Raw genomic sequence first — 24,114 nt, 5'->3', positions numbered from 1 at the left:
GAAGCCTTTAACGAAAATAAATAACCATATGCACGTATTATCTGATATTGTGTGGGCTTTTAAGAGAAAGGTCTATAACAGCGAAGAAGAATTTGACCAGGCCATCGCCGCTTATCAAAGCGCTATCCTAAAGGAAAAGGCACATTGGGAAGCGGGCCGGATCGCTATTCCGGTCTCCGAAATTGATGTTTGCTACGAGGCCTGGATAAAGAATAAAGAAGCGCTGAAACCTAATGAGACCCTGCTGGACGATACAGACGCCTTTGATGAAGCCAACGGAGAGAACGGCTTTTACCAGGTGGAATTGTGCGCCCGGCTGAAAGCTGTTAACGGCGCTCATTTCACCGTACTCGATCTGATGTACCAGCTACAGCGGCAGGTCGGTAATAAGGAACTGGGCGATCATGTATTCTTCGAGGGTCTTACGCCCGGCGGGGATAGGGCGTCCGGAAATGAGGTTCCCTTGTATTATCTGGATTGCGGCAGTTAGCGCCGGAAATCAGACATGCAAGCACGGTAAATACTTCGGAGTAAGAACACGCGCACACCATTTAACCCACCCATTCGCTGGGGGCCCTGCCGAACTTCTTTTTGAACGAATGGGAAAAATGGGACAGGCTTTCAAATCCCAGGTCGAGATAGATAGCCGATGGCTTTTTGTTCTTGGTTTCAATCAGGCGCCGTGCTTCCGCAAGTCTTCTTTCCTGCAGCCAATGCCGGGGCGACATCCCGAACAGCTTCTGAAAGTCCCGTTTGAAACCGGCAAGGCTTCTACCGGTAAGCTGCGCGAATTTTTCGATCGGAACATTATAGTGAAAATTGCTGACCATGAACTGCTCCAGGTCCATCTTATAGGGCTCCGAAAAGTCAAACAGCAGCGCTTCGATCCCCGGCAGCGTATAGAGCAGGAGGTGTACGGCTTCTTTTACCTTCAGCATACCCATCGATTGGGTTATTTTTTCTTCGGGGTGACGGACATAAGGCATGACAGACTGAAAGAAGGCCTGCAGGAAATCGTTGCCCGGAACAAGGATATTAGGCGGACCATTGTATTTTCCGCTGGTTTCTATCTGCTCTTCCAGGGCGATCGTCCTCAGGAACGCTTCTTTCAGCCTGATCACGACGGTTTGGTAGTCCTCGCCTTCCAGTGGGGTCTTGGTGATCTCACCCAGCTGGTTCTTTTGGATCAGGAGCATTTCGCCCCGTCCCATAGCAACCCTTTCGCTGGCTGTCTGCAGCGAAAAGCGGCCCGAAACCTGTAGCACCAGGATATTGTCTTCAAGGAACGCTACTTTATCTTTCCTCATCCTGGAGAGATAAGAAAAGAAAATGATACCGGGAATGATCTCAGTTGGATGGGTCACCATGTAAAGGTATTAAAAAGCAAGGCTTCCTTAACGTTGAAGATAGGTGCTGCCCAGTATGGCGCCCGGCGCAAAATGCGTATTCAGCGTATTCATCTCCTCCGCAGTAAAGCTAATGTCCATAGCCTGTATGTTCTCCGGCAGCCGGGCTCTGCGGCTCATGCTCACCAGGGGCATTATATGATCGCCCTGCGCATTGACCCAGGCGATCGCCAGCTGGGTAGGGGTAAAGCCTTTATCTGCTGCCATTTGCCGCAGTACTTCTACTTTTTCAAGGTTTTTCACCAGGTTCTCTCCCTGGAAGCGGGAAAAGTGGTTCTGGTAGCTGTCGGCCGGAAGCGGCGCCGTCATCGCACCGGTGAGCAATCCCTCGGCCGTATTGGCAAAAGCGACGACGCCTATACCCAGCTCTTTCGCCGTGGGTAGCAGCTCCTGCTCTATCTGGCGATCGGCCAGCGAATAGCCTATCTCCAGCGCAGCAACGGGATGGATACGATGCACCTGGCGCAATTGATCGGCCGTAATTTCCGAAACGCCAAGGTGACGCACCTTTCCATCTTTGATCAGATCGGCTATGGTTCCGATCACATCTGCTATAGGAACGCTGTTGTCCAGCCGGCAGGGCTGATAAAGATCGATGGTATCTACACCCAGCCGCACCAGGGAATAATTGATAAAGTTCTTAATGGCCACGGGGCGCAGATCAAGACCCAGCATTTGGTTATTATAAAAGATGCCGCCGAATTTGACGCTGATAAAGGCATCGTCCCGGCGGCCCTTGATCGCCTTACCTACCAGCAACTCATTATGACCGCTGCCGTAGAAGTCACCTGTATTCAGAAAATTGATACCGCTGTCCAATGCCATCCGGATGGTTGCTACACTTTCGTTTTCGTCGTTTGCCGGACCGCCCCAGACGCGTGACATACGCATGCAGCCCAATCCTAGCTTGGAAACCAGCGGGCCATTTTGGCCAAGGCTTATTTTTTCTATCATTGTTATGGTGCTCTTTTTGAATGAGCAGCACAAAGGTCCGGCTTGTTGCGCCTTACCGCTTGCCTGCACGGCTCAATTTACTTGTCTCTACGGATCAGTTGTTGTCCACGTGGCCGTCGTACAAATAGGTAGCAACAATCATTATCTTCTCTTTCATCTAAAGCGTTTAAGATATCTACCTTCTGTAGAACACCTTTTTCTTGCCACTTTTATTATTACCAAGAAAATGGAAATCAAATATTTTGATTCAATGTCGTTTAGTTATGAAGCAAGGTATAGCATTTCAAAATTTCGTCCCGTGAAGGCAATCTCTTGAGCTAAGGGAATAGCGTTCTTTTAACCTATACAAATATCTTTTTCTGAGTATCCGGATATAGGAAACAAAGGCGGTCCTTGAGCTTGTCGAAAGGACAACGATGGTGCTTCGACAAGCTCAGCAACCGTTAATGGAAGCAAATTATATCTTGTTTCCTATATCCGGATAGTCACTTATTCTTTTTTCAACAGGAAGAGATCCTTCACTTCGCATGCTACGCAAGCTATGATCAGGATGACAATGGCGAGTTTTCTGTTACGTTAGCCCAAACCATAAACATACCATCATCATCCTGACATCTGCGGGCGCCATGAAAGCATCTAAATACTTTTGAGCAACATAAGACATTGCCCTAACAGGTGCGGACGATCAAAGTCCGTTGTTGGCTGCCGGCATATGCCTTTAGCGGGATAGATCAAAGGAAGCAATGGCGCCAAATCTTTGCGCCCTTTACGTCAGCTTGGCGACCTCTGCAGTTAATTACATGCCTTTTCCTTAAATGCTTAACTAAACGACATTGATATTTTGATTGGAAAATAATAGACACCACACCTTAGCATGTATTTGCCCGGTTATATATTTCCCTGTTGCTCCATTTGTTTAATGGCAGTCCATCCTTCCGGTGTGATGCCCATGATCTCGGTGGCTACGCCCAGCGTTTGATAGGTATCGAAAAAAGCCATGCGCGCGATCGGGTGGTCTACTTCACTCATCAGGATATAACCTTGCGCATGCAGTCCGGCAGTGATCCGGTCAAAATCGCTGACCGGTAAGCGAAAGGCAAGATGCTGCGTGCCGCCCACAGGGTACTTAGCCAGGTAATCGTGGAACATACTTTGGCCCGAAAGGGGTTGTATCAGCTCGATAAAGGTGCCGCCGTTATAGGTCTGCGTCGTCAGCCAGTCGCCGGCGACCACTTCCCCATAATAGCTCATGTTCAGGTCCTGTGCGCTTACATGCTCAGGCGGAGGGAAGCCGGTAATGCCCATTGTATCCTGGAGAAAGCTAAGCGTTGCCTGGATATCGGGGACTACCCAGCCGATTTGCGCCAGCTCTAGCCCGGCGATGATACTATTGTTGCTGCTCATATGGTTTGCTTTTTAGCGTTGCACAAAAATAAGCCGGATCAGGTACTGGCAACGGGGGCATTCCCGTCAATATACGTACCGTTTGCGACGATTAACGTCCTGATGTTAGTCCTTTTTAGGCCGATCAATCTCTTTTATTGCCGCTTCATCGACAGGCTTCCGTTTCGTAGCGCCACTTTTCCTTTGCTTACGGTTGCAATTTATTCGACCACTTTGTATTTTGTCCGCAACCGGATCCTCCGGGCTTTCTATATATCCGAAGGGGTGCTTATCGGTTAGTATAAAGCCTGTATTAAGGTTCCGGGCTCAGAGCATCTCAATTCAAAAGGAAAAGAATGTTCAGACCATCATCACAATTATTATGCCCGATACGATCAGCCGTTTGTTGTTGCTTACCTGTCTTACGCTACTGTTATTATCCCGGACCGTTGCTGCCCAGGAGATGAGCTTTGTCAATGTGACCGGGAAGCTGGGGCTGCCTGCGACCGAATGCTACAACGTTTTCCAGGATAGCAAGGGCTATATCTGGATCAGTACAGAGGCAGGCCTATGCCGTTACAATGGGAGCAACCTGCAGGTTTTTGATAAACGGAATGGTCTGCCAGAACGTGGCGTATATGCCTATATGGAGGACAAGCTCGGCCAGCTATGGCTGGCAACCCGCCGGAACAGGATACTGATCTATAAGAACGGCAAGCTGACGGAAGCGCCGTTCAGTAAACAATACCAACACCTGCATGATAAGTTCTTGACGTATGGTATCCGGGAATATGGCGAGAACAAATTGGTTCTGCAAAATTATTACCTTACTTATACGGTTGATCTTGTCACTCAATCGATGGAGAAGACACAAAAAGCCGGGACGGCATACCAGGTTCATTTTGAACGGGCGGGCGATCAGCTGATACCCCTGAATTTTATTTGTGCATCGCCTTCCGTAACGAAATCAGGGGCCTTGCAGCTGATCTTCCGGAAGGGCGGACGAGCCGATACCTTAAACACTAATCTGGATCCCGGTGACCGTTCGGCCAGACTGCTCAGCTGCAAAGCCGGCGATTACTTTTTCTGCTCGCTCAAGGACAAGCTTATCCGGCTCTCACCGGCATGGGACATCGATATTCTGCCGCAAAAGAATGCCATTGTCAGCTTGTATGCCGACAAAAGCGATGGCATATGGGTGGGCATGAAGGATAACGGCGTTAATTATTATCCGTCCGGGAAGGAGCCGGGAAAACATATCGCACTTATGAAAGGCCTCTCCGTAACTGGCATCTGCGAGGACCGGGAGGGCAATGTATGGTTAACTACCCTGGAGAAGGGTTTGCTGGTATGCAAAAATAAACGCGTTGTCAGCTTTGCCGGCATGCAGGGTTTGAATAAACCGGCAAGTATGCTCAGGACAGTTAACGGAAGTGTGTTGGTCAGCACCGATCCTTATACGATAATGGCTTTAAGTGGCAATACGCCGCAATCATTTTCCGTTCGTTTCAATCCAAGCCATATTGTCGCCGACGTGATACCGGCAGGAAGAAACAAAATGCTTGTCCTGAAAGGGATGCCGGTATTTACAGATAGCCGCTTCAAAGAGCTGTACCGGCCAAAGACCGATGAAGCATTTTATGGAAGCGAGGGCCGGCTTACACAAACAAAGGCTTCAGGCTCTTTTCTTTCGGGGCTTTTCATAATGTGCCTGATCAGCGGATCCGATATCGTCATGGGGTTTCGCCTGCCCGATAAAAGTATAGATATGTGCCCGGCCAGTGGGGATAGTCTGCTGCTGGGCTGCCGGAACGGACTCTATATTTTATTGCAAAACGATACGGTGCTTCATAAGGTACCGGGTATCGATAAGGCTGTTACCCGGATATTCAAAGCTGCAGATGAAACGATATGGATCACGACCAAGGAGGAGGGCCTGTATCAATTCGTTCATAACAGGCTCAGACCTGCAGGCAGGGAGCTGGAGCTGAAAACAGATATTTTTTTCGATATCACCGAAGACCGTTACCGGAATATATGGCTGGGCTCCAATGCGGGTCTTATCCGGCTGGCATCTCCTGTAAGCAAACACAGTGTTAAGTACTTTAATACCACCAACAGTCTGCCCGCAAATGAAGTGTTTAAGCTTGCCGCCGATAGTCAGTATATCTACATATCCACGGTTGAAGGGATTAGCAGAATACCGCTTTCTGATACCGGTAACAATTGTCCGCCACCTGTCTACCTGAGCGCATTCAAAGTGAATGGGGCCAACCTGGGTAATGACACCAGCCCACGAACATTTGCTTATAATAAAAACAATATTGAGCTTGATTTCGATGTCTTGTCTTTTGACCTGGAAGATCGTTCCGGCCTATGGTACCGTATCAACAACGGTGCGTTTGTATCGCAGAAAGGCAATATACTCAAGCTCGACAACCTGGCTCATGGCGATTACCGGTTGGAGGTTTACGGATTAACGGCCGATGGGACCAAAAGTACGAGACCGGTTATCTTAAGCTTTGCTATAGCGCTTCCTTTTTGGAAAACCTGGTGGTTTGTACTGATGACCGTATTGCTTCTGGCCGCGCTTGTTTATATCTGGCTGGAAAGGAGAATAGCGAAGGTCAAACGAACGGCCGGGGAGAAAAACCGCCTGGGAAAGCTTATCAGCAGCTATAAGCTGCTTGCCCTGCAGGCCCAGATGAACCCTCATTTTATATTTAATTCCATTAATTGCATCCAATACTTCATACTGGAACAAAAAGAGCAGGAAGCTTATCAATATCTATCTAAGTTTAGCAGGCTGCTCCGTGATGTGCTTCATCATTCAGACAAGCTAAGCATCCGGCTCGACCAGGAGATCGATACTTTAAGCACTTATATAGCATTGGAACAATACCGGTTTGAAAACAAATTCGTGTATGAGCTGCATATCGGAGCCGGCATTAATATAAATGAGGTTACGCTTCCGCCCATGCTGGTGCAGCCTTATGTCGAAAATGCGATATGGCATGGATTGCTGAGCCTGCCCCGGGGCAGCAAAGGGAAATTGTGGCTCGGCTTCCTGCGCGAGGGCCCCTTGCTTAAGATCGTTATCCGCGACAATGGCGTAGGCAGGGAAAGTGCGGCGCGGAAAAAGAGACATATGTACCCACCAGTGGCTATGGACCTGACGGCAAAACGGTTGGGCATTGTACACCAGATATGGGGAGATGCTACTATTAAGGTAAACATAACCGACCTGTATGATGAAAGCCAAATGCCTGCCGGGACCCTGGTGGAACTGTTTCTTCCTGTAAATATGCCATCGCCGGAGGGACTATAGGACCGTCTTCCTAGAGCGACAAACTATAGCGAAGCAGGCCGAAAACAAGGCTTAGCAATACAAGCGGCAATGTCTTAATCCTGAATTTGACGAGCAATAGCAGCGAAAATAATGCCCAGCCAAGGGAAGGCAAATTGATATGATCCAGCGAGGCTCTTCTTTCTGAAAATAGAATGTCACTACCAAGGTAAAAAGCCAGATTCACGATAACACCGACGACAGCCGCGGTTACCAGGGAGAGCATAGTTTGTGTTATGGCGCTTTTCTGGGATATTTCAATTAACGGCGCGCCGAGGAAGATCAGGATAAAGTTGGGTAAAAAGGTAAAATAGCTGGCGGCCAGGAGTCCGACAGTTCCCATAAGGATTGATCCGCCAAAATGGTTAAAACCGGCCATAAAGCCCACATAAGACAACACGATCACCAGTGGGCCGGGTGTTGTCTCCGCCAGTGCGAACCCATCGATCATTTGTGTTTTTGACAGCCAGGCTAGCTTACCGGTTACAAGACCGGCAACATACGGTATCACCGTATAAGAACCTCCTATCGTGAAGAAAGCGCTACGCGTAAACAGGAACGACAACTGTCGCCAGAAGCCGGGACCGGCAAATAGCCCCAACAGGGCAAGAAAGGGTATGCTCCAGAGCAAGACAAAAACGGCTGATTGCCGGAGCAGTTTCCCCGGCTGTACCCTGTCCCTTTCTTGCAAAAGATTCACATAATAAGCACCCTCGCGTTCTTCGGCTTGCTCCTTTTTCTGTTGTATACGGAGAAGGGAAGGCGCGGTAAGGCCAATGAGCAACGCAAGGATAACGACACCCAGTATGATCCAGGGCATAGCGATATGAGCAAAATAAGAGAGCCCGAATGCGGCCAGCGCAACAATATAGTGAGGGATGCTTATCAGTGCTTTTTGGCCCACTTTCCAGGTCGCGAAAAGGATAATGGCCAGCACTGCAGGCTTTAGTCCCGAAAATGCAGCTACGAGAATAGGTGCGTTACCATAAGTAGCATAGGTGATGCTCAATCCTAATAAAATAAACATTGAAGGCAGCACAAACAAGACGCCTGAAATGACGCCCCCTTTCAGTCCATGCAGCTTCCATCCAATATAGATAGCAAGCTGATGGGCTTCCGGTCCCGGTAAAAGCATACAGGCATTCAGGGCGTGAAAAAATTTACCGTTACTGATCCACTTCTTTTTTTCGACCAGGAAGTCGTGCATGATCGTAATGTGTCCTGTAGTACCGCCAAAGCTGATCCAGCCCAGGATAAACCAAAAGCGAAGTGCTGCGGCAAATGAAGGTTTAGTGCTATTGTCCGTATTCATCAATTGTTCCGGGCGTTCCTTTTTTGCATTTGTAGATCTATCATTCATTTTGACGGTACCCGGCCGCCGGACCGATGTGCCGCCCATAATAAACGTGGCCGCAGGGCTGCCCGTCAAAGTCTGCAACCGCTGGCATATGACCCCAGAGCACGAAACCAAACTTTTTCAACAGTTCGATGCTGGGCCGGTTCCGGTCCAGGATGATCCCGAAGAGCGTCTTGAATTGAAGCTGCGCTGCTGCGTCCAGGGCATATTGCAGCAGGCTGCTGCCTATGCCGCGTCTCCTGTAATCTTTGTCCAGGTAATAGCTCACTTCGGCCGTAAAGCGAAACGCATCGCGTCCGGCCCGGTAGGGGCTTAAGCTGAGCCAACCTGCCACTACGCCATCAGCCTCGCAAACGTAAACCGGGAACCGGCCGGCCTGGTGGCTGCGAAACCAATCCTGCCTTTGCGCAACGGTCGTGATCGCCGTATCGCCCGTCTCAAACGAAGCCAGTACCGCCTGGTTATAGATATCAACAATCCGCGGCAGATCGGATAACCGGGCTATCCTGATACTCGTCATATTTTTCAAATATTATTATTATGCCGGGATGGGAGACAGCCTGGTTTACGCCAGGGTCCGGCCGGATGGTGCAAAGATAACGTATCCAGTGCGGCTGGCCAGTACGAAAAGCGAAACGGGATGGACTGATTGCCCGTTCTGTCACTTTTGGTTAAGTAAGATAAATATGGATAGTTGGACGCCGGAGGACTGCAGAAATCAGCATCCATAAAAACAATAGAAAATGAGTATTATTTTTTTTATGCCCTGCAGCGCGCCCATGTAAAGGCGGAGATGCATATACTGCAATCGGGCGGGCATGGCTTTGGTCTTACCAATGTATACAGTAAGGATAATTGGTTCAGGATGTTCATAAACTGGCTCACTGAGAATGGGTTTTAAGGTTATCGTTTCGCACTCACAGGAGCAAATAACGTATCTTACATGCGTACACTATCTCTTAGTCCATGTCGGGATATCCACTGATCTTTATTTTCATGATAGCCCTGTTGCCTTCATGCATACAAAAGCCAGTCCAGGCGCAGCATCCGAAGCTTGATGAAATTGTAGATAAAGGTGTCTTATTGTATGTCGATAGCCTGGGAAAGCTCGATAATGCCGCACTTAGTGCGCACTACAAAGACTATTATGAGGGCATCAGTAAAAAGCTCCATGAGTTCCCACCCGATCGCGACACACCGTCGCATGCTTTACTGGCCCTTCGGTTTGGGATAATATTGAATTTTGGTGGCGTATACGATTCCTCTATCCGATATACCCAGGATGCCCTTTCCTATTTTGAGCTGCACCCCTATTACGTAAAACAGCTACTGATATGTTATGGCCTGCTTGGACTGACCTTAAACAATACCCGGGAACATCATTTCAAGGCCAATTACTATGCGACAAAGGCAGCCTCTATCTGCCTTTTACCGGGTATGGACACAGTGTTGAAAACCGGCCGCCGGTGTCAGTGCCTCTACGTCGCTGCGGAAACCAATATGCTGTGCCAGCAAAAGGAACAGGCGTTGCGCTTTGCAGAGCATGCCTATGCACTTATAGCCCCGCAAAAGGATTCAAGCTTCTCCCATTACATGCGGTCGGTTTCCGTACTGGCAGGAGCTTACATTGAGATCAGGCAATACGATTCAGCGAGAAAGTACCTGACCATTGCCCAGAACTATGCTGATGCCCGGGAGCTCGATACCTATCAGGATGATGTAAAAGAGCTCAAAATGAAATACTTCCTTGCTGTAGGAAAGTATGATAGCAGCCTGAAATACCTCAGCCTGATCCGTCCGCCGGATTCCGAACCCGGATACCTTTTTTATAAATATTGCTACCAGGTGAGATTGTATACCTTACTTCACAGGCCGGCTCAGGCTGCCAGAAGCCTGGCCTTGGCCGAACGGTTGATAAAGGGAAGGACGGACGACGACGAGTCTGTTAATTTTCACCGCAACAAGGCCCGCTATCTTAGTTTATACGGCGACCGGAACGCGGCCGAAAAGTCTCTTCTTCAATACGATTCGATATCGCGGGAATTTTACAGAAAAGACAGGCTGAAAATGTTTTTATCCATCGAATCGGAATACGACCTCGCCGATAAACAAAAAAACCTGGAGCGGTTATATGAGACCAATAAGAAAACAACGGAAAATATCAGGCAAAAAAATAAGCTGCTGCTTATTTCGGTGCTTGGCATACTGGTGCTGGCATTAGTCATCCTGTCGCTGCTGCTCCTGACACGTCAACGGAAATTAGTTACGGCCGGTCAGCTGATCCGGTCACAACGGGATAAAATATTACTGGAACAACGGCTATTCCGCACCCAAATGGAACCGCATTTTATTTTTAGTACGCTGAGTTCAATGCAAAACCTGGTACGTAATCACGAGAATGGGAAAGCGATTCTATATCTGAATCAATTTGCCCGGCTGCTGCGTACCAGTCTTGAAAACTCACAAGCAGACTACGTACCGGCCACTGAGGAGATTGAAGCTTTACGGGACTACCTGAGCCTGCAGGCAATCCGGTTTGATGACAGATTTGACTATGCGCTTAACACCTATGCAGGACTGGATGACGACGAAATAAAAATCCCGCCGATGCTGCTGCAACCATTTGTAGAGCGGGCCATCTATCAAGGTATGAAAGACCTGGCTTACAAAGGCATGATCAGCATCGACATTAATATGGCCGGACCGGGTTTGCATTGCGTCATTATGGATAATGGCGCAGACCTGGCTCATGGTACAGACGATGGTTACTCATCGACTGCTATACATATCGCTACCAAACGGCTGGAGATGATAAGCAAAGAGCTGAATGCTCCCGCTTCGTTTACTGTTTCGGGCCGGCCAGACAACAAAAGTGGAACCGTTGTAACACTGATTATTCCCTATAGATACTAAACAATCATAGAGTAACTACGGTTTTACAGGTACCAGCGTTTTGCGCCGAAAAGGTTCCTTAGTGGTATATGTTCGCTCAACCTATCGACCATTGCAAACCAAGCGGGCTGCTCCCGCCAATAAAATCATGGTTTTCCTCTATTTTTCACGTTGCATTGGCGTGTAACTTTAATCACTAAAACACATAATATGAAAAAGAGAAACCTAACAGCCAAACTGTCTTTAAAGAAAAAAAACATCATGAATTTGGGTGGCACGGAACAACAATCGTTGAAAGGTGGGATCCCGGTTACCTACACCTCCTGTTATGTAACCTGCGTTGCCACCTGCCGCAATTGCGCTACCGGTGAACCCGGGTCTTGCGGTCCCCATACGCTCTGTGTTGGTGTACAGCTTACTTATACCTGCAACACCAACACTTGTCCTACATGGGGCCCGCAATCATGCCCTCCGGACACCCGGTGCCTGGGTTAGTAGTAATTTAGGCAACCACCTATACAATCAGAAGTACTATGTACTTAAAACACCCTTCAGCTAAAGGGTGTTTTTTTGCGAAGATCATACTTGCACAGGCAGGCCATAAATCCAATCAATCTTAGCGTCAAGCAAAGAGCCTGCTACCAAATCTTGAAGCCTAAGGTGATAACGGGGCCAAAGTTTCCGGTACAGGGATAGGATAAAAACGGGTCGACAGTTAAGGTGCCGTCAGGCAATGGTACGGCCGGTCATAGCCTGCATTCGATATTGATCACTGTGCCGGTATCTTTGCGGGAGATGACCTCCGTTTTGCCATTCAGGTACGCCACGCGGGCTGTTACATTGTTAAGCCCGGAGCCTGTGTAGCCGGCAGTCGCGTCGAACCCTGCGCCGTTGTCTTCCACAGTTATCAGAAGGAGGTTTTCTTTGAAGGTTACTTGCACCAGCATCTCCGTGGCGCGGGCATGTCGCATAACATTGGTAGCCAGTTCCTGAACAATCCGGTATACCATCAGCTGTGTCGTGCTGCTGCTGATCTGCTCCAGGCCATCGTGATGGAACTGCACTTGCAACCCTGACCGGCTAATAGCCTCCGTGAAGTCTTTTAGCGCTTCGATAAGGCCGTGCCGCAACAATGCTTCGGGCATCATGTTCCTGGAAATCTGCCGCAGATCGGAAATAGCAGTATCCAGCCGCTGCGCAGAAGTAGCCACCGCTTCTGCAGAAGGATGAATGGCAATCTGGTCCAGCCGGAGCTTTAGCGCAGCAAGTGTGCCACCCAAACCATCGTGCAGATCGCGTGCCAGGCGAAGCCTTTCCTGTTCCTGGCCTTCCAGCATAGCCGTGTATGATGTAAGGCGCTGTTGTTGCCTTGCCTGTTCCAGCTCTTGCCGCATGATCTTCCTTTTGTTACGATAATAAAAAATACCAAACAGGACACCAAGCAAAACCAAGCAGGTCAGGCTGGCCAGTAGCAGCTCCTTGTTACGCGCCTGTTGCAGGGCTCTTTGCCGGGCTTCCCCGGTAGCCTGCAGGGCCAGTATCTTCTTTTCCTGCTCCAGTGTGCGGTGCCGTATCTCGAGATCATTGATCCTGAGATTCATTTCCTGCTGCCCCAAACTGTCTTTCAAAGGCTGGTACTGTTTGTATAAGGCCAATGCCTGCAGCGGATGGCCCAGCTTTTCTTCTAGTTCAGCCATATCTTTCAGTGCATTGACCTGATAATAAGGCAGCTTATCCTCTTCACCCATACGCCTCAGCATGGCAGCGGCTACCAATGCGGCTTTCCACCGGTGCTGGGCATTCTGGTGGTGCATCAGTCCCGTATAATAGTTGAACTGGTTGGGCCGGTCTTTGAACTTGTCAATGACGGTATGCGCTTGCACCAGTAAGGAGTCTGCCCTGCTGTAATGCCCGTTGGCGCTGGCATACATAGCCGAATAGAGATAGTAAATGCCCCATTGTCGCGATCCGGGAAGCTGATCGAGGAGCTTCCTGGCTTTTGATAGATAAGCCGGCATCGCTGCGATGCTGTCCATTTTGTACAACAAGGATGCCATACCGGTATAAGATCCTGCCGTATTTTCTTTTTCGCCACCTTGTTCCGCCATTTCGATATTACGCAGCATATAGCGGTAACCCTGTTCATAACGGCCGATATTGATCAGCTTGAAGGAAATGTTGTGCAGGGATACGGCCAGTGAGACGGTATCATGCAAGGCCTCAAATTCGGGTACCAGTGAAATAAGAATGGCCAGCTCACGATCGGCCAGACCCTTTCGGCCTAAAGCAACGGACAGATTGCCGCTGACTTTAGCCCTCATACGGCGCGCAGCGGTACTGGTATCATTTTCCAGCAATTGCCGTGCTTCTTCGAAATGCCGGATGGCATCGTCCAGATGGTTAGCCCGCACCTGCATCATACCCCACATCCCGCGGGCTTTGGCCTGGTATAAGTGGTTGCCGCTCCGGCGGCTTACGCTCATCGCTTCCTGTACATAGTACAACGCGCTATCTGCGACGCCTGCTTTGAAGCTGACTTCTGCAAGCTGAAGGAGTAACATGGCGCGACCGGTGTCCGTCGTGCTGGTCTTTAGTAGCTGCCGTAGGCTATCTATCGCCTGCCTGCCGCAGACTGGCTGGGCTAACCCTAAAAGCAGCATAACCGGAAGAAAAACCTTATTCATGGCCAGAGGGTTGGTGTGGTTATCATACAAATATAGTAGACAAGATGTATACGTAGCCGGAAATTCCATGAATAAAGAAGATGGAGGTTCTTATATCCATGAAATGGTCAGTAATGCCGGATAGCAGGTCTTTACAGCTTGGTTCCCTTGAGTTGCCACGCGCCAATGTTTACCGCTACAAATTTTGCAACTTTTTGTTCAAATCGCTGTCCCAGTCTTTACAAAGGAATTTTATTGAACACTGAAATTGCCATCTCCCGTAGTTACCGGAGCCGAAGACACTATTGCGTCACCGAAGACTTGCCTGAATAGTATGGAACGTCCGTTTTTCCTGATGGCACAAAAAGCCGGTCCGTTAAGGAATAAAGGTATATTCAGGATACTGCCGAAGTTGTTCGTGCCTATCCCGATGGCTGCCTTTAGCCATTATAGGTGTTAAAAAACGAAACCGGCCTAAAAGCCTGAGCCGGTCTCGTTTTGTGTTTCCTGTTATCGGCTTCAGTACCTGTTGTGGCACTGAAATGATCCCGCTGTCGGGCGAAGGGGAGCTGAAGGTTCAACAGTACTACGCTTAAAAGAACGCTGCACTCCGAACATTGCCTACACTACTGGCCGATTGTAAAATAGTAGCAATAAGACCGACATTCTGCGACAGATATTCCGGGTGCAGCATTTCCATATGGATGCCGCTACCCTGATAAACGTGGCAAGCAGTAGTACTGCTTTCTTCCCACAAACGATTGACCTCCGGCGTGTCCCATTCCTCGATCGATCTCAACAAATGTATCCGGGCATTGGTTTGGCCAGACTCGATTTTGCCGTCCGCATGTTTGCAATAGCCGGTGATCTTATTGAGGGTTGTTTTTTTAAGGTCTTCCAGGTACCCGGGATCAACGGAGAATAGCGACCAGTCAATGGTTTCGAAATAGCTGCGAATGGTTTCTTCCATCTGTTCCGGTGTTTTGACTACGGGCTTCCAGTATTTATAGCTATCGATTAAAATGATGTCCGATACTTCACTGCCTGCGGCCTCAAATTCCTTCGCCATTTCAAAGGCAAAATTTCCCCCTGCCGAGTAACCCAGCAATAGCAAGGGCTGATCGGGCTGCAGCTCGTTGATCACTTTCAGATATTGAGCGGCCCTGTCTTCCGTCTCTACATAATGAAAACAGCATAGGGTATAATCCGGCAGGTATTCGGCCAGGGCCGTATAGATGAAAGAATAGCCGATGGCGGGAGGGAAGCAGAAGAGGTATTGTGGCTTACCCGGGTTCACTAGGGAATAGAATTCTTCTGCAGATACATTACCGAACTCCCTGATCATTTTTATCTTGGCCGACAATTCTTTGATCGTTGGATAGGTAAAAGCCGTGGTCAGCGGGACGGTCATACCCATCTCTTTTTTGATCTTATTCAGGACCTGGATCAGTTTGATCGAGTTGCCGCCGATTTCAAAGAAGTTGTCCGAAGCGCTTATAATATCCGTATGCAGCACCACTTTCCAAATCGTGGCTAACTGCTGCTGCAGCGCTCCCGCCGGTTCTTCATGGGGGCGGGACAGCGCTTGTTGTTGCTGTGCCAATTGTTCCAGCGCTATCCGGTCTATTTTACCACTGCTGGTCAGGGGAAGCTTATCGAGGTAGATACAAAGCAAGGGCAGCATATAGCTGGGCAGCCGGTCGGCCAGGAAGGCACGTACGGTAGCATAGCTGTATTTGCGATCGCACTCGTAAAACGCAGCGATCTCTTTGGCGCCATTAATATCGGTGATCACGGCCGCGGTCATTTCCACACCTTCCATTTTGGAAAGTACATTTTCGATCTCTCCCAATTCTATGCGGTAGCCTCTTAGCTTTACCTGGTTGTCCAGGCGGCCTATGTATGCGATACGCCCGTCAGGCAACCATTTTCCGGCATCGCCGGTCCTGTATATCCTTCCCGGGCTGAGCGCTTCATTACAGATAAACTTTTCGGCGGTAAGCGCATCGTTGCCACAATATCCTTTACCCAGGCCCGATCCGGCGATGCAGATTTCGCCCGCTACATTGACCGGTTGCAACTGTCCTGCGGTATTCAGGATCAGTATCTGCTCACCTTGCAACGGTTTCCCGATATTGATCTCATCATCCTTTATTTCTTCCGCCGTGCTCCAGACACAGGTTTCCGTAGGGCCGTAAGTATTGAATACCCTTGTGCTTCCTGCTCTGCGCAGCATATGGAAAAGCTTGTCAGTCATGGCTTCCCCGCCTACCAGCAGGGCTTTGATCCCCGATAGCCAATTACTGCCCACGGTATCGAACAGCATGGAAAGGCGGGAAGGGGTCGATTGCATTACCGTTACCTGCTGCTCTTTGATCAGGGCGGCGATCTGCTCAAAATCATTGACCTCCTCGTCGCCGGCCAGCACGATGCAAACGCCGGAAACAAAGCTGCACAATATATCCAGGATAGACATATCGAAGGTAACATTGGCCAGGGCAAGCAGTCTGTCTTTGGCCTGGATACCGAAAACCGGTTCCAGGTTTTCGCTAAGGCTTACCACATTGCCATGCTCCATCATGACACCCTTTGGATTGCCGGTAGAGCCGGAAGTATAGATCAGGTAAGCAAGATCCGAAGCGGAAATATTGATTTCCGGCAATGGCTGCGCTGGCTTATCTTCCTGTTCCCGGTGAATGTTCAATATAGGCAACGCTATACCATTATGCTCCTTATCGGTAATCACCAACCGGCTTTCACTATTGTCGAGGATAAAGGCAATTCTTTGGGCAGGGAAGAGCGGATCAACGGGTACATAAGCCGCTCCCGCTTTTAAAATGGCGAGCAGGCTTACCATTAATTCTTTTGTCCTGTGCTGCATGACGGCTACTTTATCACCCTGCTTCACCGAATAATCAGTGATCAGGCGGGCTGCCAGGGCATCGGACAACTGGTCCATTTCACGGAAGCTCAGACGACCACGACTGGTTATCACAGCCATTTCGTCGGGTTGCCGCGCTACCTGCTGCTTCCAGCAGGCTGGGATGCTTACGTCAGGAGCGTAAGGTTCCGGGATACCGCCGAAAGCCTGCAGCAACTGCCTTTCGGCTGCATCGGGCAAAGCGATCTGTTGCAAGGTAATATCGGGACGCTTGAGCACCTGGTCTACGATCTGCAGGTAATGGGTTACAAACCGGTGGATCGTCGGGGCAGTAAACAGCGCCGTGTTGAAGTTGAGTAAGAAGCTCAGTTTTTCCGGCGTGAGAGATGCTTCCAGGATAAGGTCCATTTTGGCAATGCTTCCGGGCAGCGAAAAAGGACTGATCTTCCATTCTTTTGGTGTTGTATTTTCTTGCTCTCCTGTATGATCTGCAAAGAGGAACATGACATCGAATAGCGGATTGCGGCTGGTATCTCTTTTCAGGTTCAGCGAATCCACCAATTCTTCGAAAGGATAATCCTGGTTGCTGTAGGCATGGACTGAATTCAGCTTCACTTCCTGCAGGAATTGATCAAACGTCTTTCCGGCGAGTGGATAGTTGCGCAGGGCCAGCGTATTGACAAACATACCGATGAGCGGTTCCAGATCGGCATGGGTGCGGCCTGCTACGGCGGTACCGATGACAATATCTTCCTGTGAAGAATACTTAGACAGCAGGATGTTGAAAACCGACAGCAGGAACATGTTGTAGGTCACTTTCCGGGCACTGATAAAATCTGCAATGCGGGTCGAGAGACCGGTGTCCAGGTCAAGGTGGTAATTATCACCTTCAAAAGTAGATACCAGCGGTCTGGGGAAATCTGCAGGCAGATCAAGAACGGGTGGGGCTATCGCAAACTGCTGCTCCCAGAACTGCTTTTGCCCTTCGATCGCTCCTGTAGTAAAAAGCGATTGCTGCCAGGCGCTATAATCTTTGTACTGTATGTTTAATGCCTGCAGCGGGATGCCCTGGTACAAGGCCAGCAACTCTTTCATAAAGACCCGCATGGAAACGCCATCGCTGATGATGTGATGGATATCATACATCAGCAGGTGCCGTTCAGGGTTTACTTCCAGTATTTCCGCCCGGAGCAGCGGCGCTGTTTCCAGATCAAATTTCCGGATAAAACGGGCTACAATCCCGGGCGCTTCTGTTTCTACGGCCTTATGTCGTTTCAGCTGAAAGTCGATCTGCTTTCGTATAACCTGGACAGGCTCATCGTGGATCATGACAAAGGCGGTCCTCAGGCTTTCATGCCTGTCGATCAATTGCTGAAAGGCTGTTTCCAGCTTTTGAATATCCAACGCTCCGTCGATCCAGAAAGCCGAATACATATTATAGCTCGTCTCCGCACCTTTGAAATGACTGATTACAAAAAGTCTTTTTTGAGCGGAAGAAAGCGGGTAATGATCCTGTTGCGCAATAGGGACGATGGGGACGAATTGGTTGGTGCCCGCAGTACCCAGGTAGGCAGCCAGCGTTCTTATAGTCGGGTGGCTAAAGACATCTTTAAGGGCGATATCTAAAGAGAAGAACTTTTGTATGCGGGATACCAGGACCATAGCCCTCAGGGATTGTCCCCCCATTTCGAAGAAGTTATCTAGCACACCGATATGGGTTCTCTTTAAAATATCCTGCCAGATCAGCAATAGCCGGGCCTCTGTTTCGGTCTCCGGCGGGTCGATGGCCCTGGTTGTCTTGTCCATCAACTCCTGCAGATCGGGCAATGCTTTCTTGTCTATCTTACCATTGGGACTAATGGGTAATTTGTTCAGCAGTATAAAATGGCCTGGGATCATATGCTCCGGAAGTCGCTGTTTCAGGGAGGCCCTCAGGCCATCAAGGGCAAGTCCCGATTGGCTTGTGTACCAGCAGACCAGGTCCTGCTCGCCTTTATCCTCATACACGGTAACGGCAACTTCTTTTATCTGTTCTTCTTCCGAGAGGATGTTTTCGATCTCCTGTAGCTCTATCCTGTAGCCCCGCAACTTTACCTGGTCGTCATTGCGCCCTATGAATTCGAGATTGCCATCGGGAAGCCAGCGCACGAGGTCGCCGGTTTTATACACCCGCTCGCCGTTATGCGGATGTTGCATGAATCTTTCGGCCGTTAGCCGGGGCTGGTTCAGATAGCCCCTGGCAACGCCTGCGCCTCCGATCCATAATTCTCCGGCAATGCCGATAGGCACGAGTTGTTGTTGCTCGTCACAAACGTAATAGGTATAATTCGCCAAAGGCTTGCCTATAGGTGTATTGCCGGAAGAAGGCAGGGCATCGAGTGTTGTTTCGTAAAATCCGGCATCGATGCAGGTTTCCGTAACACCATAGCTATTGACGATCCTGATGCCGGGTGCATACCTTTCCATCAGCCTGCTGAAATGAGCGCTCAGGCAACTGTCCGAACCCAGGATCAATAGTTTTAAGCAACTCAGGTCTTTGCCCTGCTCATAAGCATAGTCCATAAGCGGCAATACCAGCGCAGGCGTGGATTCAAGGATATTGATCTGATAGGTCCGGATGAGCTCATATAGGGCATTTACTTCCAGGCGGGTTTCGGCGGGACAGATCACCATGCGTCCTCCGCTGGTCAGGGTACGGATAACATCGCCGGTAAAGACGTCAAATGCAAAGCTTGCCATCTGGAGCAGGCAGGGCTCAAACCGGTCCAGGTGATAGGCTTTGCGCCAGGCGCCGGCTATATTATTCAACGCCTGATGTTCCATCATCACACCTTTGGGTCTTCCTGTGGTCCCGGAAGTATAGATCACATAAGCGAGTTGGTCGGGCGCTATCGTTCTTTTTTCAGGTTTGGCCGTACCGGCAGCCACTTCTTCAAAACTGACTGCACCGGGATAATCCTGCTGCAAAGCGGCATCTGTCAACAGGATCGCCACCTTGCTGTCGTTGAGCAAATAATCAATTCTTTCCCTGGGGTATCCGGGGTCTATCGGCAAATAGGCAGCACCGGCTTTTAATGTGCCGATAAGACCGATGACCATCCATTCGGAGCGTTCCGCGATAATCCCCACAATACCCTCGGCACCTATACCCAGTTTTTGGAGTGACGCAGCTATGGCATCCGTTTGCCGGTCCAGCTCGGCATAGGTAATGGCCTTATCTTTAAAAAGGATAGCGATGTGGTCCGGCTTTTGCTGTACCTGCTCCTCCAGTAAGTCGATGATCGTCTTCGTCGCTTTTTCACCCGGACAACTTCCAGCCTTTTCGAGCCATTGCCGTTCTCCCTCCGTGAGCAAGCGCTCCTGCTGCTTAGCCCCCGGGATATTTAGAGCGGGATCGTCAAGCAGCTCCTGGAGCAGCATATCGGGCGACTGCGATATGGCTTTTATCATGGCGATATAGCATTCCGCCATTTGCCCTATGGTCGATTGCTTGAATAAATGGAGGGAATAATGGAAGGTAACCCAAAGCACTTCATTCGATTCCATGACACTGACGGAAAGATCGAATTTTATACTGGCATCCTTCAGGTGTAGCGGCTTGAGGCCGACTTCTTTTATCTGGAGCTTCTGTATGTCTACATTCTGGTAAGAGAATAGGGTGTCAAAAAGGGGGTTCCGGTTCCTGTCCCGGGTTAATTCCAGTTGTTCTATTAATTCTTCCAGCGGGTAAAGCTGATGGTCCAGGGCCCCGAAGAAAACATTTTTCACCTCGTCCATCAGTTCCCTGAACGTTTGTTGTTCCTTTATCAAAGTCCTGATCGGCAGTGTATGTACAAACATACCGATGAGCGGGTCGAGGTCGGGATGAATGCGGCCTTCGGCGGAAGTACCCACGGTAATATCTTTCCTGCCCGTATACCTGGCCAGCAGCAACTGGAAGGCGGCCATCATCAGGATAAAAAAGGTACTTTCCTGTTCCGAGATCAATTCCTTCAACCGGGAAACCGTTTCTTTGTCGATCTTCACGGTACAGACATCGCCATCCAGTTTTTTTTCAACAGTACGCGGATAGTCTATCGGCAGGTCCAATGCTTTCGGCTTATCGGCGAAAATATCGAGCCAGTATTTTTTGTGTACGCTATAAGCGCTGCTTGCCCTATAATGATCTAACCATACCGTATAGTCTTTATACTGTATTTTAAGATCGGGCAGGCCCTCGCCATGGTAGCATTTCATGATTTCTTTGATGAAGACATCTATAGATACGCCATCAGAGATAATATGGTGCATGTCGATGAACAAGATGCCGTTATCTTCATCCTTCCTGATAAAGTTAACCCTCAGCAGTGGCGGATGGCTTAAATCAAAGGGACGTATGAGGGCTTGGTGCGCTTCTTCCGTGGCAAATGCTTCCCCTTCCAGCAATGTTATGGAAAAGGGTACTTCTTCTTCGATCTGTTGCATAATCGCTTCGTCCCGGAAACAGAAGCTTGTCCGCAAGGTACTGTGTCGTTTGATGATCGTTTTAAAGGCAAGCGCTAACCTGGGAATATCGATAGGGCCTTCTGTCGCCAGAAGCGTAGGCATATTGAAATTGACGGCTTCCTTGTTGATCAGGTAACTCAGGTAAATACCTATTTGGGAAAAGGCGGCGGGATAATAGGCCGCAGCTGGTGCTACCGGAATTTCAAAGGAACCGGAAGTTTCCGCGTTTTGAATATAGGCCGCTATATTTTTAATGGATTTGCGGGCGAATACTTCTCTTAACGGCATTTCCACGAGAAAGTCCCGCAGAATAAAGCCTATTAGTTTCGCTGCTTTGAGGGAATGTCCGCCCAACTCGAAAAAGCTGTCTTGCACACTGATCCGTGGCAGATTCAGCAGACCTTTCCATAGGACAAGCAACTTTTCTTCCAGGCCGTTGGAAGGCAGGTCTTCTGCTATCAGCATCCGTTCCTGTGTTCCGGGTTGGGGCAATTTGTTCCGGTCGGTCTTTCCGTTGGCCGTGATGGGGATCTTGTCCAGGGGCATAAACCGGGAAGGGATCATATATTCCGGCAACTGCGCTTCAAGATAAGTACGCACGTCAGCTACTGCTATTTCAGTTGCGGGTACGAAGTAGGCACAGAGATATTTGCTGCCCATATCCTCTTCAAAGGCACAAACTACCGCTTCTTTAATGCCGGAATGATTGCGCAATACAGATTCAATCTCTCCCAACTCGATCCGGTATCCCCGGATCTTTACCTGGTTATCCTTCCGGCCGATAAACATAATATTACCCTCAGGCGTCCATCGGGCAAGGTCGCCCGAACGATACATTTTCCCTTCTTCCCGGAAAGGGTCGGGTACAAATTTGGCATCCGTCAGCGCTTCGTTATTCAGGTAGCCGGGCGATACGCCGGCGCCGGCGATACAGAGCTCACCGGCTACGCCCAGGGGTGCCGGTTCCCCGTAATCGTTCAGGATATAGATCCTGCAGTTGGCCATAGGCTTGCCTATCGATGCATTTTCACTTGTGGGGGCTTCCGGTCTGTAGTTAAGGGCGCTGGCTATAACGGTAGTTTCCGTGGGGCCATAAGCATTAATGATATCCAGGCCGTCGATCAGGTTGCTATAGTCATAAAGCAAGGTATCCTTGATTGCTTCCACGCCGACAAGCAACTTCCGTAAGCGGGTGGACGGGCCCGATTGTCTCAGTTGTGTATAAAGATCGCTTAACAGGACAGGCGGGATATAAGCGTAGGTAATGTCTTCTTTTTTAAGAAAGGTAGCCAGTTTCGCCGTATCCAGAAGCCGTTCTTTATCCAGTATGACGAGCGTAGCACCGCTGGTCAATGCCACAAATATTTCGGCAATACTGGCATCAAAGGAAATGTTGGAAACCGCCAGCACGCGGTCTGAGGTATCGAATCCCTTTTTGAATAAGGTTTTATAGGCGAGTATAAAATTGGTAAAACTACTTTGAATAACGCCTACGCCTTTTGGTTTTCCGGTAGAGCCGGATGTATAGATGACATAGGCGGGGTCGTCGGCGCCATGTTTCGTTTCGAAATCTTTCAGGCCGGGTTCCGTTTCTGTTTCATCAATTGTGATGACCTGGTTTTCGTAACCGCTGAAGAGCCCCTGTTGTCCTGAGTGAATAGCCTTTGTGGTCAGGATAAGCTTGGCGGCACTATCTTCCAGGATATGGCGGATACGGTCATCAGGTTGATCGGCATCGATGGGCAGGTAGGCAGCGCCGGCTTTTAAGATACCCATCATGCCCGTGATCATATGTTCCGAACGCGGGCAGATCAAAGCCACTATATCATGGCGGCCAATACCACGCTTCCTTAGCAAAGCGCCTAGTTTCAGAGCCTTTTGCTGTACCTCCAGGTAAGAAAGGACATTTGATCCGAACTGAACTGCGGGCTGATGCGGGGTCTCCTTCACCTGCTGTTCGAATAATGCCAGGATACTCCTGTCTTTGTCTGCAAAGGCAACCTCCGTATCGTTGAACGATTCAATAATCTGTTGCCTTTCCTCTTCAGACAGAAGCGGTATTTCAGCGACTGTTGCCGTAGGGTTCCGGATAATGAACTGAAGTATATGGATGAAATGACAACCCAGTTGCTTGATAAACCAGCCAGCATAATGACCGGAGTGGTCGATCTCCAACTGGAAAGAGGCGCCGGTTTGATGTAGGGCGAAAGCGAGTTTCGATTGCCCGCTGACAGTATGTTCCCGGGTGAAAGGAGGATAAGAGAAGGTAAAAGGGAATAGCGACGTGCCGTTTCCTTGCCGTGCTTTTACTTTTTCCTCAAACTTCTGAAAGGAATAATTGCGGTGATGGTAGGCCTCCTGCATTTCTTTTTGTAAAGAGGTCAGCAGTGTTTTTACATCGGTATGCCGTTGCACGGATAAGGCTAAAAAGACTGGTGCACCCATGTCGTCCTCATCAGTAGGAGCAGCGAAAGGCAGTCCGGTCAGCAAGAGGTCGTGCTGATGGGTATATTTATGAAGCAACAGGAATAGCGCTGTTGCAGCAAAAGTATAGATACCTGCATCTTTATTGTTGCAACGCTCTTTCAATGAGGTTGCTATTGCTTCAGGGAACGGGAACACTTGCAGACCTCGGCCGTCTGTGCTTTTGAGCTCCCGGATTGCAGGGATGTCAATCGGTTCGAAACGTTCCGCTTTTTCCAGCCAGTATTCCAGCGCAATTTTATGTTGAAGGGAATGAGTCATAG

10 protein-coding genes are annotated in these 24,114 nt (G+C 49.4%); 3 read left to right on the top strand and 7 right to left on the bottom strand.

Annotation, left to right across the window (positions count from 1 at the left end; all coding sequences use genetic code 11):
- Positions 1-28: 28 nt before the first annotated feature.
- Positions 29-490 (top strand): hypothetical protein, encoded by a 462-nt coding sequence (locus DZK30_RS13730; protein WP_162903083.1) that lies wholly within the window; start codon positions 29-31, stop codon positions 488-490.
- 61 nt (positions 491-551) lie between these two features.
- Here DZK30_RS13730 and DZK30_RS13725 read toward each other — a convergent pair whose 3' ends face one another.
- The 3 genes from DZK30_RS13725 to DZK30_RS13715 all read right to left on the bottom strand — a co-directional run bounded on the left by DZK30_RS13725 (position 552) and on the right by DZK30_RS13715 (position 3,764).
- Positions 552-1,367 (bottom strand): helix-turn-helix domain-containing protein, encoded by an 816-nt coding sequence (locus tag DZK30_RS13725; RefSeq protein ID WP_240432927.1) that lies wholly within the window; start codon positions 1,365-1,367, stop codon positions 552-554.
- Positions 1,368-1,394: 27 nt separating this feature from the next.
- Positions 1,395-2,360 carry an aldo/keto reductase gene (locus DZK30_RS13720; protein WP_162903082.1) on the bottom strand — a complete coding sequence of 322 codons (966 nt, stop codon included), beginning with the start codon at positions 2,358-2,360 and terminating at the stop codon, positions 1,395-1,397.
- 888 nt (positions 2,361-3,248) lie between these two features.
- Complete coding sequence (locus DZK30_RS13715) at positions 3,249-3,764, bottom strand: VOC family protein (RefSeq protein WP_118974728.1); 516 nt, start codon at positions 3,762-3,764, stop codon at positions 3,249-3,251.
- 361 nt (positions 3,765-4,125) lie between these two features.
- Here DZK30_RS13715 and DZK30_RS13705 point away from each other — a divergent pair, with 361 nt between their 5' ends.
- Positions 4,126-7,071, top strand: a complete 2,946-nt coding sequence (locus DZK30_RS13705; RefSeq protein ID WP_118974726.1) for a sensor histidine kinase — start codon at positions 4,126-4,128, stop codon at positions 7,069-7,071.
- Positions 7,072-7,081: 10 nt separating this feature from the next.
- Here the strand turns inward: DZK30_RS13705 and chrA are convergent, their stop codons facing one another.
- On the bottom strand, positions 7,082-8,449 hold the full coding sequence (gene chrA, locus DZK30_RS13700; protein ID WP_205529445.1) for a chromate efflux transporter: 1,368 nt from the start codon (positions 8,447-8,449) through the stop codon (positions 7,082-7,084).
- A complete protein-coding gene (locus DZK30_RS13695) occupies positions 8,442-8,966 on the bottom strand; it encodes a GNAT family N-acetyltransferase (protein WP_118974725.1) in 525 nt (174 codons plus the stop codon). The genes chrA and DZK30_RS13695 overlap by 8 nt, the downstream gene beginning before the upstream one ends.
- Positions 8,967-9,412: 446 nt before the next feature.
- On the opposite strand from DZK30_RS13695, the gene DZK30_RS13685 reads away from it, so the two are divergent.
- Entirely contained in the window at positions 9,413-11,359 is a 1,947-nt protein-coding gene (locus DZK30_RS13685) for a sensor histidine kinase (RefSeq protein WP_118974723.1), read from the top strand.
- Positions 11,360-12,084: 725 nt separating this feature from the next.
- Here the strand turns inward: DZK30_RS13685 and DZK30_RS13680 are convergent.
- Together DZK30_RS13680 and DZK30_RS13675 are read right to left on the bottom strand one after the other, a co-directional pair.
- Entirely contained in the window at positions 12,085-14,022 is a 1,938-nt protein-coding gene (locus DZK30_RS13680; RefSeq protein WP_162903081.1) for an ATP-binding protein, read from the bottom strand.
- A gap of 571 nt (positions 14,023-14,593) precedes the next feature.
- A complete protein-coding gene (locus DZK30_RS13675; RefSeq protein ID WP_118974721.1) occupies positions 14,594-24,112 on the bottom strand; it encodes a non-ribosomal peptide synthetase in 9,519 nt (3,172 codons plus the stop codon).
- Between the last annotated feature and the right edge of the window lie 2 nt (positions 24,113-24,114).

Source organism: Taibaiella koreensis, assembly GCF_003545715.1.
GTDB lineage: Bacteria > Bacteroidota > Bacteroidia > Chitinophagales > Chitinophagaceae > Taibaiella > Taibaiella koreensis.
Note: the sequence above shows the minus strand (reverse complement) of the source record. Positions and strands in the feature narration are given on the sequence as shown.

Bases quoted from the DNA above. Each gene is read 5' to 3' on its own strand.
- DZK30_RS13730 (WP_162903083.1), top strand. From the start codon at position 29: ATGCACGTATTATCTGATATTGTGTGGGCTTTTAAGAGAAAGGTCTAT.
- DZK30_RS13725 (WP_240432927.1), bottom strand. From the start codon at position 1,367: ATGGTGACCCATCCAACTGAGATCATTCCCGGTATCATTTTCTTTTCT.
- DZK30_RS13720 (WP_162903082.1), bottom strand. From the start codon at position 2,360: ATGATAGAAAAAATAAGCCTTGGCCAAAATGGCCCGCTGGTTTCCAAG.
- DZK30_RS13715 (WP_118974728.1), bottom strand. From the start codon at position 3,764: ATGAGCAGCAACAATAGTATCATCGCCGGGCTAGAGCTGGCGCAAATC.
- DZK30_RS13705 (WP_118974726.1), top strand. From the start codon at position 4,126: ATGCCCGATACGATCAGCCGTTTGTTGTTGCTTACCTGTCTTACGCTA.
- chrA (WP_205529445.1), bottom strand. From the start codon at position 8,449: ATGAATGATAGATCTACAAATGCAAAAAAGGAACGCCCGGAACAATTG.
- DZK30_RS13695 (WP_118974725.1), bottom strand. From the start codon at position 8,966: ATGACGAGTATCAGGATAGCCCGGTTATCCGATCTGCCGCGGATTGTT.
- DZK30_RS13685 (WP_118974723.1), top strand. From the start codon at position 9,413: ATGTCGGGATATCCACTGATCTTTATTTTCATGATAGCCCTGTTGCCT.
- DZK30_RS13680 (WP_162903081.1), bottom strand. From the start codon at position 14,022: ATGAATAAGGTTTTTCTTCCGGTTATGCTGCTTTTAGGGTTAGCCCAG.
- DZK30_RS13675 (WP_118974721.1), bottom strand. From the start codon at position 24,112: ATGACTCATTCCCTTCAACATAAAATTGCGCTGGAATACTGGCTGGAA.